At 68.3% G+C, this 17,732-nt stretch carries 15 protein-coding genes and 1 pseudogene; 7 read left to right on the top strand and 9 right to left on the bottom strand.

What is annotated here, in order from left to right:
• Window positions 1–123 precede the first annotated feature (123 nt).
• Window positions 124–786, top strand: coding sequence for an energy transducer TonB (locus CMV14_RS02010; protein WP_176488969.1), 663 nt, complete (start codon window positions 124–126; stop codon window positions 784–786).
• 63 nt (window positions 787–849) lie between these two features.
• On the opposite strand, the gene CMV14_RS02005 is transcribed toward CMV14_RS02010, so the two are convergent.
• Window positions 850–1,341, bottom strand: a complete 492-nt coding sequence (locus CMV14_RS02005) for an EF-hand domain-containing protein (protein ID WP_066960153.1) — start codon at window positions 1,339–1,341, stop codon at window positions 850–852.
• 68 nt (window positions 1,342–1,409) lie between these two features.
• On the opposite strand from CMV14_RS02005, the gene CMV14_RS02000 reads away from it, so the two are divergent.
• A complete protein-coding gene (locus tag CMV14_RS02000) occupies window positions 1,410–2,630 on the top strand; it encodes an argininosuccinate synthase (protein ID WP_066960151.1) in 1,221 nt (406 codons plus the stop codon).
• Between the two features lie 123 nt (window positions 2,631–2,753).
• On the opposite strand, the gene CMV14_RS01995 is transcribed toward CMV14_RS02000, so the two are convergent.
• Together CMV14_RS01995 and CMV14_RS01990 are read right to left on the bottom strand one after the other, a co-directional pair.
• Window positions 2,754–4,730 carry a glycosyltransferase family 39 protein gene (locus CMV14_RS01995; RefSeq protein WP_066960148.1) on the bottom strand — a complete coding sequence of 659 codons (1,977 nt, stop codon included), beginning with the start codon at window positions 4,728–4,730 and terminating at the stop codon, window positions 2,754–2,756.
• 41 nt (window positions 4,731–4,771) lie between these two features.
• Entirely contained in the window at window positions 4,772–5,908 is a 1,137-nt protein-coding gene (locus CMV14_RS01990; protein ID WP_066960146.1) for an acyl-CoA dehydrogenase family protein, read from the bottom strand.
• Window positions 5,909–6,096: 188 nt separating this feature from the next.
• Between CMV14_RS01990 and CMV14_RS01985 the strand changes: the two genes are divergently transcribed.
• From CMV14_RS01985 to CMV14_RS01975, 3 genes are all read left to right on the top strand, one after another.
• Complete coding sequence (locus tag CMV14_RS01985; protein ID WP_066960141.1) at window positions 6,097–7,632, top strand: NAD(P)/FAD-dependent oxidoreductase; 1,536 nt, start codon at window positions 6,097–6,099, stop codon at window positions 7,630–7,632.
• A 150-nt stretch (window positions 7,633–7,782) separates the two neighbouring features.
• Window positions 7,783–9,549, top strand: coding sequence for a hypothetical protein (locus tag CMV14_RS01980; protein WP_238147164.1), 1,767 nt, complete (start codon window positions 7,783–7,785; stop codon window positions 9,547–9,549).
• A 52-nt stretch (window positions 9,550–9,601) separates the two neighbouring features.
• The gene (locus CMV14_RS01975; RefSeq protein ID WP_066960135.1) at window positions 9,602–11,179 is read left to right on the top strand and encodes a hypothetical protein; all 1,578 of its coding nucleotides are present in this window, start codon (window positions 9,602–9,604) and stop codon (window positions 11,177–11,179) included.
• 51 nt (window positions 11,180–11,230) lie between these two features.
• Here the strand turns inward: CMV14_RS01975 and CMV14_RS01970 are convergent, their stop codons facing one another.
• The 3 genes from CMV14_RS01970 to CMV14_RS01960 are packed head-to-tail and all read right to left on the bottom strand — an operon-like array spanning window position 11,231 to window position 13,349.
• Window positions 11,231–11,959 carry a class I SAM-dependent methyltransferase gene (locus CMV14_RS01970; protein ID WP_066960132.1) on the bottom strand — a complete coding sequence of 243 codons (729 nt, stop codon included), beginning with the start codon at window positions 11,957–11,959 and terminating at the stop codon, window positions 11,231–11,233.
• Window positions 11,959–12,936, bottom strand: a complete 978-nt coding sequence (locus CMV14_RS01965; protein WP_176488968.1) for a glycosyltransferase family 2 protein — start codon at window positions 12,934–12,936, stop codon at window positions 11,959–11,961. The genes CMV14_RS01970 and CMV14_RS01965 overlap by 1 nt, the downstream gene beginning before the upstream one ends.
• A complete protein-coding gene (locus tag CMV14_RS01960; RefSeq protein ID WP_066960126.1) occupies window positions 12,933–13,349 on the bottom strand; it encodes a GtrA family protein in 417 nt (138 codons plus the stop codon). Before CMV14_RS01960 ends, CMV14_RS01965 begins: the two co-directional genes overlap by 4 nt.
• Before the next feature lie 123 nt (window positions 13,350–13,472).
• On the opposite strand from CMV14_RS01960, the pseudogene CMV14_RS27535 reads away from it, so the two are divergent.
• Both CMV14_RS27535 and CMV14_RS01950 read left to right on the top strand, forming a co-directional pair.
• Window positions 13,473–13,855 (top strand): annotated as a pseudogene (locus CMV14_RS27535) (endonuclease domain-containing protein).
• Window positions 13,856–14,118: 263 nt separating this feature from the next.
• Window positions 14,119–15,894, top strand: a complete 1,776-nt coding sequence (locus CMV14_RS01950; protein WP_176488967.1) for an AcrB/AcrD/AcrF family protein — start codon at window positions 14,119–14,121, stop codon at window positions 15,892–15,894.
• 9 nt (window positions 15,895–15,903) lie between these two features.
• Here the strand turns inward: CMV14_RS01950 and CMV14_RS01945 are convergent, their stop codons facing one another.
• The 3 genes from CMV14_RS01945 to CMV14_RS01935 are packed head-to-tail and all read right to left on the bottom strand — an operon-like array spanning window position 15,904 to window position 17,707.
• Window positions 15,904–16,545, bottom strand: coding sequence for a MarC family protein (locus CMV14_RS01945; protein ID WP_066960118.1), 642 nt, complete (start codon window positions 16,543–16,545; stop codon window positions 15,904–15,906).
• Window positions 16,542–17,435, bottom strand: a complete 894-nt coding sequence (folD, locus tag CMV14_RS01940; protein ID WP_066960115.1) for a bifunctional methylenetetrahydrofolate dehydrogenase/methenyltetrahydrofolate cyclohydrolase FolD — start codon at window positions 17,433–17,435, stop codon at window positions 16,542–16,544. The genes CMV14_RS01945 and folD overlap by 4 nt, the downstream gene beginning before the upstream one ends.
• Window positions 17,432–17,707: a DUF167 family protein gene (locus CMV14_RS01935; RefSeq protein WP_238147162.1), complete on the bottom strand. Its 276-nt coding sequence runs from the start codon at window positions 17,705–17,707 to the stop codon at window positions 17,432–17,434. The genes folD and CMV14_RS01935 overlap by 4 nt, the downstream gene beginning before the upstream one ends.
• Between the last annotated feature and the right edge of the window lie 25 nt (window positions 17,708–17,732).

Genomic DNA, 17,732 nt, shown 5'->3' with positions numbered 1-17,732 from the left:
CTGAAAATATCATGTCGGCCTTGAAATATAAGGCGGGATTGCGGGCACGAAGCTGAACGGGCGTTCATCCGGCTTGCGTTCGGGCGATGGCTGATGTGGGATATCGGCCCAAAGGGGTGCGACATGCCGGGATTGATGCTTATAGCCATGGCCGCCGTATCGCTGGCCACCGCGCCGACCCCGCCGAGGATGGAGGCGTCCGGGGCCTGGCTGGGCAATGTGGGAGTGCCGGCGCGTATATTGAAGCGCGGCGAGCGAGTTCGCACCAGAGTGTCCATCGCCGTCTCGCCTGACGGCGCGCCGCGCGATTGCACGGTCACCCGGTCGAGCGGCCACGCCATGCTCGACGACAGGATATGCGCCGCCGTTATCGCCAACGGCCACTTTCAGCCCGCCCGCGACCACATGGGCAAGCCGGTTGCCGGCACGTTCGATTTCGCCTGGATGTGGGAGGCGTTCGATACGGCGATCGATGCAGCGACCAGCAAGGCAGCGCCGCCGAAGCGCGGCTCCGACGCCGGCCTGTGGGTGACCACGAGCGATCTGCCGAGGGGTGCCCTGAAGCGGGGCGAGGTCGTCGTCTCGGACATGCTCATCACCGTCTCCGCCACCGGCCGTGTGGCGGATTGCACGATCACCGACCCGAGCACCCATCCCGAGCTGGACCAGCATGCCTGCCGCCTAGTGAAAGCGCGCGGCCATTATCGCCCGGCCCGTGATGCGGCAGGACGCCCCACCGAAGGAATCGACTGGATGCGGTCGCGTTGGCAGGCACCGGTCGACTAGATCCTGATCGGTTGGGGCCTGAACCAGGCTCTATCACGGTCCAGGATGACCGATGGCAGGCCGCTACTGCCCCGCGCCCAATATCTGCTGGAAAAGCCCCATCTGCCGCTTCGCCGACTCGCGCTCCTGCTCGTCGAGGATGCCGTCGCGATCGCGGTCGACCGCGTCGAATCGCTCGCGGCCCACCGCCTGCACCTCGGCGAGCGACAGGAAACCGTCGCCATTGGCATCGGTGCGGCGATAGATGAGGTCGATCACGCCGCCGCGGCTCAGCGGCCCGTTCTCGTTGAGCGCGATGCGCGGCCGGCCATCGGGGGCGACGTCCATCACGAACGGCTCGACATCGCGCTTCGCGGTCAGCATCTGCCGCGCGAAACCCAGCGCGTCGGCGGCTTCGGGCCGGTCGAGCCGCCCGTCATGGTTGCGGTCGGCCCCCGCGAAATATTGGGCCAGCGCGCTGTCCAGCCCCTTGCGCGTCATCGGCAGTTCCTGCGCGATGGCGGGCGCCGCCAGCAGCAGCGCCGCGATCACCATCCTCGATATGCCATCAAACATCCCTAGCTTCTTGAATGGCGGGGCCTTGCGTGGCAAGGGCCGCGCCGATTGCGCAAAGGGTTTTGACGATGGCGAATGACGTGAAGCGGGTGGTGCTGGCCTTTTCGGGGGGGCTCGACACGAGCGTCATCCTCAAGTGGCTGCAGCAGACCTACCAGTGCGAGGTCGTCACCTTCACCGCCGATCTCGGCCAGGGCGAGGAACTGGAGCCCGCGCGCGCCAAGGCCAAGCTGATGGGCGTGCCCGATCACCACATCTTCATCGACGATCTCCGCGAGGAGTTCGTGAAGGACTATGTCTTCCCGATGATGCGCTCCAACGCGCTCTACGAAGGCCTCTACCTGCTCGGCACCTCGATCGCCCGCCCGCTGATCGCCAAGCGCCAGATCGAGATCGCCCGTCAGGTGGACGCCGACGCGGTCAGCCACGGCGCCACCGGCAAGGGCAATGATCAGGTCCGCTTCGAGCTGGGCTATTACGGCCTTGCCCCCGACATCCGCGTGATCGCCCCGTGGCGCGAATGGGACCTGACCAGCCGCACCCGGCTGATCGAGTTCGCCGAGGCGCACCAGATCCCGATCCCGCGCGACAAGCGCGGCGAATCGCCCTTCTCGACCGACGCGAACATGCTCCACACCTCGTCCGAGGGTAAGGTGCTCGAGGATCCGTGGGAGGAGGTGCCCGACTATGTTTATTCGCGCACCGTCAACCCCGAGGACGCCCCCGACGCGCCCGAGTTCATCACCGTGGATTTCGAGCGCGGCGACGGCGTCGCGATCAACGGCGAGGGGATGAGCCCGGCGACGCTGCTGGAGACGCTGAACGAATATGGCCGCAAGCATGGCATCGGCCGGCTCGATCTGGTCGAGAATCGCTTCGTCGGCATGAAGTCCCGCGGCATGTACGAGACGCCGGGCGGCACCATCTATCATCTCGCCCATCGCGGCATCGAGCAGATCACCCTCGATCGCGGCGCCGCGCATCTGAAGGACGAGCTGGCACCGCGCTATGCCGAGCTGATCTACAACGGCTTCTGGTTCAGCCCCGAGCGCGAGATGCTCCAGGCCGCGATCGACCACAGCCAGGAGAAGGTGACCGGCACCGTCCGGCTGAAGCTCTACAAGGGCGGGGTCTATGTGGTCGGCCGCAAGTCGCCCAATACGCTCTATTCGGAGAAGGTCGTCACCTTCGAGGACGACGCCGGCGCCTATGACCAACGCGACGCGGCGGGCTTCATCAAGCTCAACGCGCTCCGCCTGCGCCTGCTCGGCCGCCGCGACGGGCGGTAAAGCTTCACCCGTAGACCGTCATGCCAGCGCAGGCTGGCATCCATGTCTGTTTCCTTCTCAGATGCCATCTGGCCGATGAGAGACATGGACCCCAGCCTTCGCTGGGGTGACCGGCTTTTGAGTTTACCGATTGAGCCCGAGCCTATGGATTTGCGGGGCAGGAATTGGCTCCTTCGACAGCATCCGGTCAACGATCACCATCTCCTCCCCTGTGCCGGGTATGCCCGGCATCAACGCGCGCCGCCCGATGAATTGCACACGGAACGCCAGCGGATAGCCCTTGAATTGCGGCTCCTTCGCTATCGCGCCCGACATCAGATGGAGATGTGGGGTCGTCATCGAGATATCGATGCGTTTGTCCGGCTCCGTTTTGTTGCTCTCGATGAAGCGCGAAGCTTCGAACTCGATCAGCCAGAAACCCTGCATCTTCTCGGACGGCATGAACGGAAAGCAGCCGGTCAACAGGGTGTCAGCGGGCTGCGTCAATCGTCCGCCCAAGCATTTCCGGATACGCTCAACCTCGGTCTTGGGCATCCGATAGGCCAAGCGCCTGTCTTCGCTGATCTCGCGCCGCCGCAACCCCACCACATCGATCGCGCCGTCCTTGAACCGGCCCGCCTCGACGCGTCCCTTCGACAATTCCTCCAGGAGGACGTCGCCCTTGTCATAGGCCCAGGGCCCCAGCCGCAGCAGCCAGATGGTCGGCACCGCGCGGGTCGCCGGCTCCTCGGCGATGGCGCGGAGATGGGGGCGGTCGAGCGAGGGGACGCCGCGCGAGCCGCTGACATACCAGCTGCCCGGGGGCGGGTTCAGCGAGGGGATCGCAGTGGGGATCGGGCGGCTCGGCATCGCCAGCCCGTAATCGCGCACCGCCCGGTCGAACGGCAGCGCGCCCTCGTTCGGATAGGCGAAGACGACATCCCCGGGCCGGAAGCGGGGTGCGAGCCATTCGACCGTGCGATACCAGTCGCGCTTCACATGCTGGCGCGCGCGGATATCGAACTGCGCCTGTGCCACCACCAGCCAGGCAAGCGCGCCCGCCGGCAGCAGCCAGCCCCGGCGCCCATCGGTCCAGCCGACGCCCAGCCCCATCAGCAGCATCGCCGGCATGGCGAGCGCGGTCATGGTGCGGATGATGAAGACCGGGGCGACCGTCGCCGAGATCAGCACCGACACCGTCACCGGCAGCAGCGCCAGGATCAGCAGCGCCGCGAGCAGCCCACGCCGCCGCGCCCGCCACAGCACAGCACCCCCGCACAGCGCCAGGATCGCGGCGGCGGTGCGGAAATCGTCGCGCGGGCCGGTGAACATATAGGTGGCGCGGCGCAGGATGTCGGTGGAGCTATATTTGAGCCAGGTCGCGCGCACCCATTCGGGGGCCTGATCGAGCAGGATGAACAAGGCCGGCAGCCACAGCGCGATCGCCAGTGCATGGCCGCCGGCGAACCAGGCCCAGTCCCGCCCGGTCATCCGCCGCACGTCGAGCACGCAGAGCAGCGCCAGCCCCATCGCGCCGGCATAGAGCGGCCCGAGATTGTGGAGCCACAGCATCAGCGCCCCGCAGGCCAGCCAGCCGGCAAAGGCGCGGCCCGCCAGCGGCTCGCCCCGCCCGCGCCGTTCGGCGATGATCAGCAGCGCGAGCGTCGCCCCGGCATAGACGAGGATCATCAGCGCATAGGGCCGGACCTCCCGCGTCATCCAGATCAGCACCGGGGACACCGCGGCGATGGCGACTGTAGCAAGCGCTACAGGGGCCGCCCGCACCCCCGCGAGCCGCGCCAGCCGCACGGCGGCGAACCCCAGCAGCGGCAGCGTCGCCATGCCGGCGACCACCCCGAGCAGCCGGTGCGCGACCAGCCCGTCGCCCGCGATCAGCGTCCAGCCGCGCAGCAGCGAATAATAGAAGGGCGGATGCGTCTCGTAGCGGGGCACGACATGCCACAGGAAATCCCAGCCCTGCGCCGCCGCATAGGCGCTGTACGCCTCGTCCAGCCACATCGGCTCGGCCCAGATGTTCCAGACCCGCGCCCACAGCGCGAAGCCGGCGACCAGCGCGCAGGCAAGGGCATAGGCGGGGCGGCGGAGCGGGATTGGTATCACACGATCCGCTTAGAGCCTGTTCGGGCATGGTGGAAGCGGCGCTATGCGGGATCAGCGGGCGGCGGCAGATCGGACAGCAGGCCCAGCCGCCACATCCCGTATTTCTTGCCGTTGAGATGCCAGGCGACGCGGCCGTGGCGGGTTGCCGCCATGATGTCGCGCAGCGCGCGCTGGATGGGCACATCGTCATAGATCACGCTGCTGCCATATTCGTCGAACAGGCTCTGGGTGCCGCGATAGGCGAGTTCGCAGACATAGGAACAGTCGCGCGCGACGATCAGCCCCTCCTCGGCGGAAAGCTCGCGCCCCTCGCCCTCGGCCTTGCGGAACAGCGCCAGATTGCGCTCGAACAGCATTGCGCAACAGTCCAGCTCGACCCCTGATCGTGCCAGGGCGAGCTGGACACCATCGCGCTGGGCCGGTCGGGTCAGGTCCTTCGACGAACGACGCTCGCGGAGGATCGACACGAAATCGCGGTGCGCGCCCAGCGCCGCGCCCCAGGCGATCGCCCCCAATATCCAGATGCTCATCGCGTGCGAGCGGATGCGCGACAGCGGCGCGATGCGGTGCGCGGGGACGAAGGCGTCGGCGATCGTCACCTGCTTGGAACCGGTGCCCTTCAGGCCGATCACATGCCAGTCGTCCTCGATCGCGAAATCGGCGCGCGGCACCAGCACCATATCGGTGCCGCCGCGCATCGGCTGGGTGAGGATCAGCCAGTCGGCCTGATCGGCGCCGCTGGCGAATTTCCAGCGCCCGTCGCGGATCCGCAGGCCGCCCTCGACCGGCTCGACCGTGCCGCCGAGCAGCGCGTTGCCGCTCACCGCGCCGACATCGGGGCCCGGCGCCCAATATTCATCCTGCGCCGCCTGCGGGAAACCCTGGACCATGATCGCCTCGAAGCCGATCTGCGCCGCTGCCCAGCCGCTCGACGCGCAGCCCTGCGACAATTCGAACGAGACCCGGATCGCTGTCTCGACATCGAGGCCCCAGCCGCCCTTCGCGACCGGCGCGCACATCCGGTAGAAGCCCGCCGCGCGGAACTCCGCCAGCGTCTCCTCCGGCATCCGCCGCAGGGCTTCGGTCTCGCGGGCCCGCGCCGCCAGCCGGGGCGCCATCGCCCGCGCAGCGCGGACCGCCTCATCGAGGCCGGGCAGGGTATCGGAAGCGTCGTTCATGCCCCGATCCTATGGCCCGGCACGGCGGGCGCGAGAGCGAATCACCTGTCTTTTCGCGCAGGGGCTTAGCTTTTCGAGCGGCGGCACCGCCAAGGGTCGCAACGGGCCCGGAAGCTACGCCCGTTAACCCTCCTTTAGCGGCTTCCCGATCATAGCGTGGGGTGCGATCCGTATTCGAGGGACCCTGCATGCCGCGCGCCACCAACCATGTCGACGTTGCGATCATCGGGGCGGGCCCCGCCGGGCTCACCGCCGGCTACATGCTCGGCAAGGAGGGCTTCACCGTCACCCTGATCGAGAAGGACCCGCACCAGGTGGGCGGGATCAGCCGTACCGTGGAGCATCAGGGCTTCCGCTTCGATATCGGCGGCCACCGCTTCTTCTCCAAGTCGCGCGAGGTGGTCGATCTGTGGAACGAGCTGCTGCCCGATGATTTCATCGAGCGGCCACGGATGAGCCGGATCTTCTATCGCGGCAAATATTACAGCTACCCGCTGCGCGCCTTCGAGGCGCTGCGCAACCTGGGCCTGTGGCAATCGACCCTGTGCATGGCGAGCTTCTTCCGCTGGAAGCTGTTCCCCAAGCGCGAGGTGAAGAGCTTCCAGGACTGGGTGGTGAACCAGTTCGGCGCGCGCCTGTTCGGCATCTTCTTCAAGACCTATACCGAGAAGGTGTGGGGCATGCCGTGTGACGCGATGTCGGCCGACTGGGCGGCGCAGCGGATCAAGGGGCTGAGCCTGGGCAAGGCGGTGCTCGACGGGCTCAAGCGCTCGCTGGGCCTCAACCGGCGCCCGAACGACGGGATGGAAACCAAGACGCTGCTGGAGAGCTTCCGCTATCCGCGCAAGGGCCCCGGCATGATGTGGGACGCGGCGCGCGACCGCATCCTGGAGCATGGCAACAGCATCCTGATGGGCCAGAAGCTGCACCAGCTCGCCTGGGACGAGGCGGGCGGATTCTGGCGGGTCTCGGCGACCGATGCCGAGGGGCGCCAGACGATCATCCGCGCCGATCATGTCATCAGCTCCGCGCCGATGCGCGAGCTGGCGGCCCGCGTCCATCCGATGCCGGCGAGCATGCCCCGCGCGATGAAGCTCAACTATCGCGACTTCCTGACCGTCGCGCTGATGATCCGCTCGGAGGACCTGTTCCCCGACAACTGGATCTACATCCATGACGATCGGGTGCAGGTCGGCCGCATCCAGAATTTCCGCAGCTGGTCGCCGGAGATGGTGCCCGACGAGAGCCTGGCCTGCGTCGGCCTCGAATATTTCTGCTTCGAGGGCGATGGTCTCTGGTCCTCATCCGACGCCGATCTGGTCGAACTGGCGAAGCGGGAACTGGCGACGCTCGGCCTGTGCGATCCGGCAAAGGTGACCGGCGGCGCGGTGGTGCGCCAGGAAAAGGCCTATCCGGTCTATGACGACGATTATGCCGCCCATGTCGAGGCGGTGCGCGGCGAGCTGGAGTCGCGCTATCCGACCCTCCATTTCGTTGGCCGCAACGGCATGCACCGCTACAACAACCAGGACCATGCGATGATGACGGCGATGCTGACCGCGCGGAACATCGCCGCCGGCGCCCGCCGCCACGATGTCTGGGCGGTCAACGAGGACGCGGAATATCATGAGGCCGGGTCCGAAGGCGACGATGCCGGCGTCGCGGCGGCGCTGAAGTCCGAGCGGCTCGTGCCGACGCGAATCGCGGACAAGCGGGCGGCGTGATAACTCTCCCTCTCCCTTCAAGGGAGGGGCCGGGTTGGGTGACGGAGTGAAAGGGCTCGATGCCCCTTCACGGAGTTCAACGGGACGATCGAAGATGCTCGCTACGCTCGCGCCCACCCCCGGCCTCTCCCGCAGGCGGGACGGGAGATGATGTCCCGTCCCCGTCTTCTCCTCGGCGTCTCCCTGATCTGGGCGCTCGCCTCGGCCATCCTCCTCTGGATCGCCCGCCCGCACATCGCCGGGCTGGAGATGTGGGATCCCGACGATTATCTCCGCCTCCAGCAGGTCCGCGACTGGCTGGGTGGGCAAGGCTTCTTCGACGTCACCCAATATCGCATCGATCCGCCCGGCGGCGTGCCGATGCACTGGTCGCGGATCGTCGATCTGCCGCTGGCCGGGCTGATCCTGCTGCTCCAGCCGCTGTTCGGCCCCTGGGCGGCCGAGCGGATCGCCGTCTCGGCGGTGCCGCTGGTCACGCTCGCCGGTTCGCTGTCGGCGGTGGCGCTGATCACCGCCCGGCTCGCCGATCGCCGGGTGGCGCTGCTCGCGGCGATGCTGGCGGCGACCGCGCCGCTGCTGCTGTTCCATGTCCTGCCGCTGCGCATCGACCATCATGGCTGGCAGACGATGCTCGGCCTGCTCGCCATCGCCGCCTGCTTCGATCCGAGGCAGGGGCGCGGCGGGGTGATCGCCGGGATCGCCACCGCCCTCTGGCTGGCGATCTCGCTCGAAGCGCTGCCGATGGCCGCCGCGATCGCGCTGCTGCTCGCCGCGCGCTATCTGATCTGGGGTGAGGCGCGCCGCTTCGGCGCCTTCTGCGCGGCGCTCGGCCTCGCCACCCTGGCCCTCTTCGCGGCGCTGCACGATCGCGCCGGCTGGACCCAGCCCTGGTGCGACGCGGTGAGCCCGGGCTGGTTCGGACCGCTGCTGCTCAGCCCGCTGCTCGCCGCGCTGTCGGTGCGGGTGACGGCGCGATCGGGCCTGGCGCCGCGCCTCGCCGGCCTGCTCGTCGCCGGCGGCATCGGCATCGCCCTGCTCGCCGCCACCGCCCCCGCCTGCCTAGCCGGGCCGTTCGGCCAGCTCGATCCGGTGGTCCGCCACCACTGGTATCAAAAGGTGCGCGAGGGCCTGCCCTTCTGGCGGCAGGATCCGGGCGACGCGCTGGTGCTGATCCTCTTCCCGCTGGTCGGCATCGCCGGCACGCTGCTCGCCCGGCGGCACGCGGCGGATCGGGCGCCCGATGGGACGGCCGCGCGCAACTGGCTGGCGATGCTCGGATTGCTGCTCGCCGCCTATGCCGTTTCGCTGCTCGTCCAGCGCGCGGGCGGCTTCGCGCAGGGCTGCGCGCTGCCCGGTGCCGCCTGGCTGCTCGGCCGCGCGCGCGACAGGGTCGGCGCGTGGCGCTATCCCGCCTTTCGCGTGATCGGATCGATGGCGGCGATCGTCGCGCTTTCGCCGATCGGCGCGATGCTGGCCGGCGGGCTGCTATTGGCCGGCTTTCCCCGAAATGTAGCGGATGCTTCATCGGAGACGGCGGCGTGCATGGCGCCCTGCGCCAGCCTCGCCTCGCTCGCCCGGCTGCCGCGCGCGACCATCCTCACCGGCCTCGACCTTACCCCGCGCCTGCTGGTCGAGACCCCGCACAGCTATGCCGCGAGCGGCCACCATCGCGGGCGGGCGGCGATGCGCCGGGTGATCGACGCCTTCCTCGGCCCGCCCGGGACAGCCCATCGGCTGATGCGCGACAGGCATATGGCCTATCTGCTGATCGATCCCGCCGGCCATGAGGCGCTTCTCTATGCCCGCGCGGCCCCCGGCGGGCTGATGGCACGGCTGCTGAAGGGCGAGGCACCCGCCTGGCTGGAGCCGGTGCCGCTCGGCACCGACAGGTTGAGAATGTGGCGGCGGGTGGACTGAACGCGCGGCACCCCTTGCCCCCGCCCCCCGCCCGACATAAGGGCGAAAGGCGATGTTCCGCTCCACCCCGCCCGTAACGCCGCCGCCCGGCTGGTGGACACAGCCATGGTACATCGCCTTCCTGGCGCTGATCGCAATCGTGCCGCTGATCCAGCCGCAGGTGCCGCCGCTCGTCGACCTGATGGGGCATATGGGCCGCTACCGGGTCGAGCTGGCCGATCCCGGCTCGCCGCTGCTCACCGAATATTTCAGCTTCCGCTGGGCGCTGATGGGCAATCTCGGCGTCGATCTGCTGATCATCCCGATGTCGAAGATCTTCGGCCTCGAACTGGGGGTGAAGCTGATCGTGATGGCGGTGCCGCCGTTGACCCTGACCGGGCTGCTGCTGATCGCGCGCGAGGTGCATGGCCGGCTGCCCGCCACCGCCGGGCTGGTGGCGCCCTTCGCCTATTGCTGGCCCTTCCAATGGGGCTTCATCAACTATGTGCTGGGCATGGCGCTGGCGCTCAACGCCTTCGCGCTATGGCTGTACCTGGCCCGGATGGGCCGCATCCGGCTGCGCGCCGCGCTGTTCCTGCCGATCGGCGGCGTGATCTGGCTGTGCCACGGTTTCGCCTGGGGGGTGCTGGGCCTGCTCGCCTTCTCGGCCGAGATCGTGCGGATGCGCGACGTCGAAGGGCGCGGCTTCGGAGCATCGCTGTGGCGCGGCGTGCTGCACTGCCTGCCGCTCGCCCCGCCGATGCTGCTGATGATCCTGTGGCGATCGGGCGACGTGCAGGGCGAGACGCTCGACTGGTTCAACTGGAAGGCGAAATATGTCTATCTCGTCTCCTCGCTGCGCACCCACTGGATGGAGTTCGACATCATCCTGGTCGGCGTACTGATCCTGCTGGTGCTGTTCGGCATCGGCTCAATCGGCTGGCGCCAGATCGGCGTCAACATGCGCCGGACGCTGGGCGTCGCCTGCCTGGTGCTGATCATCGCCTATATATTGATGCCGCGCATCGTGATCGGATCGGCCTATGCCGACATGCGGCTGGCGCCCTATGTCATCGCGATCGGGGTGATCGGGCTGGTGCCGCGCACCACCAACCGGATCGCGCTCGGCACCATCGCCGCGATCGCGCTGCTCGTCTTCGGGGTGCGGGTCTGGCAATCGACCGACCGCTTCGCCGGCTTCGCCGATTTCCAGGAGGGCCAGCTCGCCGCGCTCGACCATGTCGATCGCCATGCCCGCGTGTTCGCGCTGGTCGAGCTGCCCTGCCTGAGCCGCTGGGAATCGCCGCGCCTGGAGCATCTCGGCGCGATGGCGATCGTTCGGCGCGAGGCCTTCGTCAACGGCCAGTGGACGATGCCGGGCGCACAGCTGCTCTCGATCGAATATGCCCCCGCCAAGGGCTATGCCGAGGACCCGACCCAGGTGATGCGCCCGCGCCGTTGCCGGGCGCCCCGCGCGCGCAGCATCGAAAGCTCGGTCGCGCTCTTCCCGCGCGCCGCGTTCGACTATCTCTGGCTGATCAACGCCTCGCGCGATCACTGGCCGATCAACGATCCCACCCTCAAGCTGATCTGGAACGGCGGCGAGCGCGGCGCGCTCTACAAGATCGAGAATGTCGACCCGATCCCATGAGCCGATCGCGCAGGTTCGGCGGAGACTGCGCGGGAACGACGGAAGTCCTGCCTAAACCCCCGGCTCGGCCACGATCGCGATCGACACGCCGAACGGCACCGGCAGGCTCGCCACCCAGTGGCGCTCGGCACCGAACAGCGCGGCCAGCGCGGCATTGACCGGCTTCGATGGCATCGCATCGTCGCCGCCTTCCTTGCCGGTGAGCTTGCCCAGCGCGCGCACCGCCGCGATCAGCGGGAACAGCACCGAGTTGAAATGGCTCATATAGCGCGGCTTCAGCCCCGCCTGCCCGAACACCGAGCGCAGCCGCGCCCCGGTATAGCGGCGCTGGTGATGATGGGCGACGTCGTGCGCGCTCCACATCCAAGGGGCGCCCGGCACGGTGACGAGGATGCGGCCGCCTGGCGCCAGCTTGCCGCGAAGATAGGTCAGCGCCTCGACGTCGCCGGGAATATGCTCGAGCACGTCGAGCAGCACGATCAGGTCATAGGCGCCGTCGTCGAGCGGCACGTCCGGCAGATAGCCGCCCTTCAGCTTCAGCCCGCTGCGCGCCTCGGCAAAGCCCCGCGCGCCGTCATCGGGCTCGATCGCGTCGACCGTGCCGTAGCGCTGGAGCAAGGCGAGGTTCGATCCGGTGCCGGCGCCGACCTCCAGGATGCGCAGCGGCCCGGGCTTCGGGCGATGCTTCTCGATCAGCGCGGCGATGATCCGGCGGCGGGCGACGAACCACCAGTGGGTCTGGTCGATCTCGGCCATCCGGTCATAGGTGGCGCGGTCCATCAGCCGGCGTCCCGCTGGTCGGCATCGTCGCAGCCCACCCGCTGGCGGATGATATAGATCGGCCGGTGTTTGGTCTCGACCAGGATACGGCCGACATATTCGCCGAGGATGCCAAGCGAGAGCAGCTGCACGCCGCCGAGGAACAGGATCGCCACCATCAGCGACGGATAGCCGGCGACGTCGGCGCCATAGATGATCGTGCGCAGGCCGATGAAGACCGCATAGACCAGCGCCACCACCGCGATGATCGCGCCAAGATAGGACCAGACGCGCAGGGGCGCGGTCGAGGCCGAGGTGATGCCGTCGATCGCGAGCTGCCACAGCTTCCAATAGTTGAACTTGGTGGTGCCGACCGCGCGCTCGGCCCGGTCATATTCGACAGCGGTCTGGCGGAAGCCCGACCAGGCGAACAGGCCCTTCATGAAGCGGTTGCGCTCGGGCATGCGCCTGATCACCTCGACAACCTTGCGGTCGAGCAGGCGGAAATCGCCGGCATGCTCGGGAATCTTGTCCATCGAGAGCCAGTTGTGCGCGCGATAATAAAGGTCCGCGGTCAGCCGCTTGGGCAGGCTGTCGGTCATGCGGTTGCGCCGCACGCCATAGACAACCTCATAGCCGTCGCGCCATTTGTCGATCATCGCGCCGATCACCTCGGGCGGGTCCTGCATGTCGACGTCGATCGGGATGACGACGGCGCCGCGCGCATTGTCGATTCCCGCCGAGAGCGCGGCCTCCTTGCCGAAATTGCGCGACAGCGACAGCGCGCCGATGCGGGGATCGGCATCGTGCGCGACCAGGATCGCCGCCATCGTCCGGTCAGTGCTGCCGTCGTCGATAAACAGGATTTCCCAGCCCACGACCGAGCCGTCGGGGTTACGCAGCCCGTCGAGCACCTGGCCGACCCGCGCCACGAACGGGGCGATCGCCTCCTCCTCGTCTTTGACGGGGGCGATGATCGAGACGAGCGGCATGCTCATTCGAACACCCATTGGCGGTTCAGCCAGAAGACCAGGAGCGGCGTCACGCATAACACCGGGGGATAGGGCGCCCAGATCGGAAGGTCCATATGCTGGACGAGCAGCCACACCCACAGGCTATTGAGCGCGAAGCTGATCAGCGAGACGATGGCGAAGCGGGCGATCCGCATCGCCTGCCGGTCGCGCCCGCCATGCCCCTTGAAGCTCCACTGGCCATGGATGACATAGCCGGTCGCCGCCGCGCCGACGAAGCCGCAGGTCCAGGCCAGGTTCGGGTCCATCCCCGTCAGCCGCACCAGCGCGTGATAGATGCCGATATTGACGATCGAGGCGAGCACGCCGGTGATCGCATAGCGGATCAGCTGGCCGAGCAGCGCCATCCGTTCGCGCGAGAGGAAAGGCGTGTCGGCCATAGGATGGCGGCGCTTTTCCACAAAAGCGTGAGGGGGACAAGCGGGGAGCGAAACCCCCTTCTTAGCCCTCTCCCGCCTTCGCGGGAGAGGGTTGGGTGAGGGTCTTGTTTCTACCCTTTATCCATGCATCCCCTTCGCCGTCAGATCAGTCCCCACGCCGCGCGCCTTCGCCGCGATATGACCGACGTCGAACGCACGCTCTGGCTGGCGCTGAGAGGGCGCCGATTTGGTGGCTTCAAATTTCGGCGGCAGTCGACGATCGGCCCATTCGTCGTCGATTTCCTGTGCAACGAAGCAAGGCTGATCGTCGAATTGGACGGCGGGCAGCATGACGAGCAAGCCGACGCGCGCCGGACAGCCTTTTCGAAACTCGAGGCTATCGCGTCATCCGCTTCTGGAACAACGAGGTGATCGAGAATTTCGAAGGCGTTTTGGCGACCCTGCTGAGCGCACTTCAAGCCGAAGCCCAGGAAAGAAGAAGACCCTCACCCAACCCTCTCCCATGAAGATGGGAGAGGGTTACCCCCCACCCCGGAAAGCGCTCCCCGGGGAAAGGGAACCCCGAAGGAGCGTCTCCCGAGGGGTGGAAATTGCCAGTCCGGTCCCCGCGTATCCGTTGCCGGATGGGTGCAGTAGGACACGCCCAATCTGAACGCAGCCCGAACGAAGCCGTGCGCGCGGTCGCGCATCGCGGTTGCGGGCGGCGCCGCGCCCGCCTATCGGCAACCGGATGGGGGACGCGGACAAGCAGGACTTCGAGGATCGGCTGATGGCCTGGATCGAGCGCCGCTGGCGACTCGTCTTCGTCCTGCTGTTCCTGGGCGTCTGCGTCTATTTCGTCGGCTATAAATGGGGCCAGATCCGCTGGCTCGCGCTCAGCGACACCGATGACAACATGCGGCTGGCCCAGGTCCAGGCCTGGCTCCACGGGCAGGGCTGGTTCGACCTGCGCCAACACAAGCTCGCGCCGCCGGACGGCCTGAACATCCACTGGTCGCGGATCGTCGACCTGCCGATCGCGGGGCTGCTGCTGATCTTCCGCCCGCTGGTGGGAGAGTTCACCGCGGTCCGGATCGCCTGCGCGGTCGCCCCGATGCTGGCGCTGGCGCCCGCGCTGTGGGCGGTGATCCTGACGGCGCGGCGGATCATCCACCCACGCGCCTATCCGATCGCCTTCGCGGTGCTGATGTGCGCGCAGACCAGCCTGTTCATGTGGATGCCGCTGCGGATCGACCATCATGGCTGGCAGCTGGCGATGCTGGCGCTGGTCGTCGCCGGCCTCGCCGATCGCGACGGGCGGCGCGGCGGCGCCACCGCCGGGCTGGCCACCGCCGTCTCGCTCGGCATCGGGCTGGAGCTGATCCCGCTGATGGCGCTGGCCGGCGCCTCGATCGCGCTGCGCTGGGTGTGGGACGGCGGGGAAACCGCCCGTATGCGCGCCTATGCGGTCACCCTGGCGGGCGGCTGCGCGATCGCCTTCGGCGGCTTCGCCTCGCACGACAACCGCGCGATAGTCTGCGACGTGCTGTCGCCGGTCTGGCTTTCGACGCTGCTGCTGACCGCCGCGCTGCTGACGGCGCTGAGCTTCCTGCCGGCCGGCGCGCGCGCCCTGCGCCTCGGCCTGCTCCTGCTGGCGGGCGCGATCATCGCCGGTTTCTTCGTGGCCAGCTTCCCGCAATGCCTGGGGCGGCCCGAGCAGATCTCGCCCGAGCTCGAAAAGCTGTGGTTCGTCAACATCCGCGAGGTGAAGCCGCTCTACACCAAGCCGTGGCGCGACGCGCTCCAGACCGGCTGGCTGCCGCTAATCGGCACGATCGGCGCAATGATCGCCGCGATCCGCGCGCGCGGCAGCGCGCGGGCGCCGGCCTGGATCTCGATCGCGCTGCTCAGCCTGGTCGCCACGCTCGGCCTGTTCTGGCAATCGCGCTTCGGGCCGCAGGCGCAGCTGATGGGCGTCTATGGCGCGGCGGCGATGGGGTGGCTGCTGCTGCCGAAGCTGCTCGATTCGGGATCGTCGCTGGTGCGGGTGGGTGGCACGCTCGCGGCCTTCTTCGCGCTGTCGGGGCAGATGGCCTCGTTCATCGCGATGATCCCCAAGCCGGCCAAGCAGGAGCGCAGGGACAAGGCCGACGCCACGCGCAACGGCGGCAGCCGGCCCGGACGCTGCTCGACCATCCCGGCGCTCGCGCAGCTCGACAAGTTGCCGGCCGCGACGATGCTGACCTTCATCGATCTGGGCCCGCGCCTGATCACGATGACCAAGCACAGCGCGGTCGCCGGCCCCTATCATCGCAACGGCGAGGCGATCCTCGACGTCCAGCACGCCTTCCGCGCGGCGTCGCCCGAAGTCGCCCATGCGGTGATGGAAAAACGCGGCGCGACGATGCTGCTGCTCTGCCCCGGCATGGCCGAATCGACCATCTATCGTGCCCGGGCGCCGCACGGATTCTACATGCAGCTGATCGACGGCAAGGTGCCGGCCTGGCTGACGCCGGTCGAACTGCCGGAGAACTCACCCTACCGGCTGTGGAGGCGGATCGGGTAGACGCCCGGCTCAGGCCACGCCGAAGGAGGCCCTGATCCCGTCTATCACGAACTGGGCGGCGAGCGCGGCGAGCAATACGCCCAGGATGCGGGTGATCATCGCCTCCAGCTTCGGCCCCAGCACCCGCATGATCGGGCCCGCCGCGAGCAGCGCCGCGCCGGTCAGCAGCAGCACCACCACCAGTGCGCCGAGCACCAGCAAGGTCTGTTCGATACCGTGGCTGCGCGACACCAGCAGCATCACCGTCGCGATCGATCCCGGCCCGGCGATCATCGGGATGGCCATCGGAAAGACCGAGATGTCCTCGATCGGGCGGCGTTCCTCGGCGGCCTTGCGGCTGATCTCGTCGGCGCGGCCCTCGCGCCGTTCGGTGCGCTTCTCGAACACCATCTCCAGCGCGATCAGGAACAGCATGATGCCGCCCGCGATACGGAACGCGTCGAGGCTGATGCCCAGCGTGTCGAGCAGCTTCTCCCCCACCAGCGCGAACAGGAACAGCAGCACCGTGGCGATGCCGGTCGAGCGGATCGCCATGGCGCGGCGCTGCCGATCGGGCGCGTCGCGGGTCAGGCTGGCGAAGATCGGCGCGCAGCCCGGAGGATCGATCACCACGAACAGGGTGACGAAGGCCGAGAGGAACAGTGCGATCAAATCGCGTCTTTCGCCAGGGGCACGCCCGCACGGCGGTGCGCGGCGACCAGCGTATTGCGGAGCAGCACCGCGATCGTCATCGGCCCGACCCCGCCCGGGACCGGCGTGATGGCGCCCGCGACCCCGGCCGCCTCGGCATAGGCGACGTCGCCGACCAGCTTCGTCTTGCCCGGCTCCGCGCCCGGCACCCGGTTGATGCCCACGTCTATCACCGTAGCGCCGGGCTTGATCCAGTCGCCCTTCACCATCTCCGGCCGGCCGACCGCCGCGACGACGATGTCCGCGCGCCGCACGACGTCGGCCAGATCCTTCGTCCGGCTGTGCGCGATGGTGACGGTGCAGCTTTCGGCGAGCAGCAGCTGCGCCATCGGCTTGCCGACAATGTTCGACCGGCCGATCACCACCGCGTTCAGCCCGGAAAGATCGCCGAGCCTGTCCTTGAGCAGCATCAGGCAGCCCAGTGGCGTGCAGGGCACATAGCCATGCTGGCCGACCGCGAGCCGGCCGGCGTTGACGACATGGAAGCCATCGACATCCTTGTCGGGATCGATCGTCGAGATCACCTCATTCTCGTCGAGATGGCCGGGCAGCGGCAGCTGGACCAGGATGCCGTCGACCGTGTCGTCGGCGTTGAGCCGGCGGACCAGCGCCAGCAGTTCGTCCTGGGTGGCGGTATCGGGCAGGCGATGCTCGAAGCTTTCCATCCCGGCCTCGACCGTCGCCTTGTGCTTCGAGCGGACATAGACCTGGCTTGCCGGATCCTCACCGACCAGCACCACGGCGAGCCCCGGCGCGCGGCCGGCGGCAGCCCGGAAGCCGGGTACGATCGCCGCCACCTTGCCGCGAAGCCCAGCCGCATATGCCTTGCCGTCGATGATGTCCGCGCTCATTGCTGTTCCCTGATGATGGATTGGAGGGCGGCGGCAAGTTTCGCCGGATCGCCCGCTATGTGGAGCCTCTTTAGCCGCGCGGTCGCCCCGCTGGCCAGCGTCACGTCTCGCTTCGCCACGCCCAGCGCCCTTGCGACCAGCCGGACCAGCGCCTCGTTCGCGGCGCCGTCGCTCGGCGCGGCGGCCAGCCGGATCGCCAGCCGCTCGCGCCCGTCGTCGGCGGTAACGATCCCCTCGATCGAATCACGCCCCGCCTTCGGCGTCGCGCGCACCGCGAGATGCAGGCCGCCCGGCGCC

Source organism: Rhizorhabdus dicambivorans, from assembly GCF_002355275.1.
Lineage (GTDB): Bacteria > Pseudomonadota > Alphaproteobacteria > Sphingomonadales > Sphingomonadaceae > Rhizorhabdus > Rhizorhabdus dicambivorans.
The sequence above is the reverse complement of the archived record's forward strand: the minus strand, read 5'-3'. Positions and strand labels throughout refer to the sequence as shown.

Bases quoted from the DNA above. Each gene is read 5' to 3' on its own strand.
- CMV14_RS01980 (WP_238147164.1), top strand. From the start codon at position 7,783: ATGTCCCGTCCCCGTCTTCTCCTCGGCGTCTCCCTGATCTGGGCGCTC.
- folD (WP_066960115.1), bottom strand. From the start codon at position 17,435: ATGAGCGCGGACATCATCGACGGCAAGGCATATGCGGCTGGGCTTCGC.
- CMV14_RS01985 (WP_066960141.1), top strand. From the start codon at position 6,097: ATGCCGCGCGCCACCAACCATGTCGACGTTGCGATCATCGGGGCGGGC.
- CMV14_RS01965 (WP_176488968.1), bottom strand. From the start codon at position 12,936: ATGAGCATGCCGCTCGTCTCGATCATCGCCCCCGTCAAAGACGAGGAG.
- CMV14_RS01975 (WP_066960135.1), top strand. From the start codon at position 9,602: ATGTTCCGCTCCACCCCGCCCGTAACGCCGCCGCCCGGCTGGTGGACA.
- CMV14_RS01960 (WP_066960126.1), bottom strand. From the start codon at position 13,349: ATGGCCGACACGCCTTTCCTCTCGCGCGAACGGATGGCGCTGCTCGGC.
- CMV14_RS02010 (WP_176488969.1), top strand. From the start codon at position 124: ATGCCGGGATTGATGCTTATAGCCATGGCCGCCGTATCGCTGGCCACC.
- CMV14_RS01950 (WP_176488967.1), top strand. From the start codon at position 14,119: ATGGCCTGGATCGAGCGCCGCTGGCGACTCGTCTTCGTCCTGCTGTTC.
- CMV14_RS02000 (WP_066960151.1), top strand. From the start codon at position 1,410: ATGGCGAATGACGTGAAGCGGGTGGTGCTGGCCTTTTCGGGGGGGCTC.
- CMV14_RS01970 (WP_066960132.1), bottom strand. From the start codon at position 11,959: ATGGACCGCGCCACCTATGACCGGATGGCCGAGATCGACCAGACCCAC.
- CMV14_RS02005 (WP_066960153.1), bottom strand. From the start codon at position 1,341: ATGTTTGATGGCATATCGAGGATGGTGATCGCGGCGCTGCTGCTGGCG.
- CMV14_RS01990 (WP_066960146.1), bottom strand. From the start codon at position 5,908: ATGAACGACGCTTCCGATACCCTGCCCGGCCTCGATGAGGCGGTCCGC.